Origin of the sequence: Oleiagrimonas sp., assembly GCF_027858935.1 — a bacterium.
Classification (GTDB): domain Bacteria; phylum Pseudomonadota; class Gammaproteobacteria; order Xanthomonadales; family Rhodanobacteraceae; genus Oleiagrimonas.
In genome coordinates, this window is the sequence record NZ_JAQIBU010000034.1 from 1 (window position 1) to 2375 (window position 2375).

The window sequence follows — 2375 nt, forward strand, 5'->3', positions numbered from 1 at the left end:
GTGCGACTCCTGATACGCCTGCGCGGCCAGCACCAGCGGTGGAAGATCATGCTTGCTGGCGGCCTTGATGAACAGCGGCGCATAGCGCGGATAGACCTTCTGGATCTTGCGCACATAGGTTCGAGTGTCGACATAGTCGAACACCTTGGCCAGGCCGTAATAGTGATACATCACGTTCTTGAGCGCGCCACTCTTGCGATACCCCGCCAACCAGCTCTGCATGCTGTCCTGGAGCGAATTCGCGCCCTTGGGAAGAACCCAGGCCAGTTTCTGCGGCTTGCTCAGGTCCAGCGCGACCACCAGGTTGGGAAAATACCTGCGATTGATGGCGATAATGTCCGAGTCGGCCACCGTGCAGCCGAGCTTGCCCGACCACACCTCGCGCAGAAGCTGTTCGGTACCCTCGGTTCTGTTGACCGTCCAATGCAGATTCGGGTGATTGACCTTGAGCGCCTTCAGTCGCGACACGTAGCTGCTGTCGGCCACGACCTTGAGGTTGATGGAGCTCAGATCGTCGATCGAGCTCGGTGAAGGCCCTCCGCGCCGGCACACCACTTGCTCGGTGACCGTCTGGTAGGTGGGACCGAAATCGAAATGCTTCTCGCGTTTGGGCGTGCGCACCATGCCGGCGGCAATCATGTCGCCTTCGCCCTTGGCCATGGCCTGCATCAAATCGGTAATGGAGTCCTTGATGACGAACTTGGGCTTCACGCCCAGCGATTTGGCATAGGCCGTGGCCAGGGCGAACTCCGGGCCCTGCGGACGGTCGTCCCGTCCGATGTAATAGGTGGTGGGGGCGTTGCGTGTAAGAACGATCAAGGTGCCGCGCGCCCGGATCCGCTGCAGCAGTGGATCCGGTTTGGAAACACAGCCTACGGAAAGAAAGACAAGCATCAACGAAATCCATGTCGAGGCCTTGGCCAACCGCATGCGGTTGTTGGATGGATCGACCCTGCTGTTCTGCATGACTCCCCCTGCATTGCAACGGTCTACAACATCAACATACCGCAATTGCAATGCCTGCTGTTACAACCATCCATAATGCACGGGACCAGGCAACTTCAGAAGATCGACTCCCCGGTCCATGTTGCAAACCGCTCCAGAGCCTGCGAACCGGCCAGTGAATTGCCACGATTGTCGAGCCCAGGGGCCCAGACGCAGAGGCTGAACCGTCCCGGCATGACGGCAACGATGCCGCCACCCACGCCACTCTTGGCTGGAAGCCCGACGCTGTAGGCAAAGGCGCCCACGGCGTCGTAGGTCCCGCATGTCAGCATCAGGGAGTTGATCGACTTGGCCTGGCTTGGAGTTATCACTTCCCCGTCTGAATTGGCTCCGTGCCGGGCCAGGTACATGAACGATTTCGCCAGCTCACGGCAGCTCATGGCCAGCGAACAATGATGAAAGTACGCGTCAAGGACCGCATCGGGATGATTTTCCAGGTTGCCGAAACTTTTCAGGAAATACGCCAGGGCGGCATTGCGGTAACCCAGCCGCGCTTCCGAACCGGCCACGGTGAGATCGTAGTCGACATCCTCGGCGCCACTGAGGCGGCGTGCAAAATCGCGCAACGCGACCTTGGCATCGCCAAGCTGCGATAGCACGATGTCGGTGACCACCAGAGCGCCGGCGTTGATGAACGGATTGCGCGGAATGCCGTTTTCGTATTCCAGTTGCACCAGCGAATTGAACGAGCTGCCTGAAGGTTCGCGCCCGACACGTTGCCAGAGCTGCTCGTCGGCCGTACGCATGGCCTGGGTCAGGGTAAAGGCCTTGGAGATGCTCTGGATTGAAAAACGCTCGTCGGCATCGCCCACACTGGCGAAATGGCCGTCGACGTCATATAGCGCCATGCCGAACTTGCGTTCGTCCACGCAAGCCAGCTGCGGTATGTAGTCGGCCACGCGCCCCTGCGGAAGCGTGGGCACGATTTCGGCATGGATACGGTCGAGGATGTCCTGATAAAGCAAAGGTGTTCCTGGCGTGTATGCAGGTCCATGCTAACGCACCAGCCACCACAAGGCATGTTTGCGCTATTCGTCCTCGTACGACGGTGGCGGCTTCAGCAGCATCCAGCATCCGCCATAGATGATGAAGATCGGCCACCAGATGTTCCAGGACAGATCCAGCAGAAACATCAGCGCCACGCTGACAATGACCAGCGCCGTGAGCGCATGGCGCGCGACCATCCCGTCAAAGCGGCCGCTGGCGCGATACCGACCCATCGCCTGCATGATCGGGCCGATCGCACCAATCAGGATGAACGCCGCCCACCAGTTGTGGTAGCGCAGGAACGGCATGTGCACACCCAGGTTGTCCAACAGCAGGTAAAGGCCGATGGCGATTACCACCACGCCAACCGCCAGACCCTGCGC

The 2375-nt window shown here is 59.8% G+C and carries 3 protein-coding genes; all 3 read right to left on the bottom strand.

Going from position 1 to position 2375, the window contains the following annotated elements; all coding sequences use genetic code 11:
* On the bottom strand, positions 1 to 966 hold a 966-nt coding region (locus PF446_RS01320), incomplete at its 3' end, for a transporter substrate-binding domain-containing protein (protein WP_298068930.1).
* A gap of 95 nt (positions 967 to 1061) precedes the next feature.
* Entirely contained in the window at positions 1062 to 1970 is a 909-nt protein-coding gene (locus PF446_RS01325; protein ID WP_298068932.1) for a glutaminase, read from the bottom strand.
* A gap of 63 nt (positions 1971 to 2033) precedes the next feature.
* Positions 2034 to 2375: DUF5668 domain-containing protein (locus PF446_RS01330; RefSeq protein WP_298068934.1), on the bottom strand; the 342-nt coding region annotated here is incomplete at its 5' end.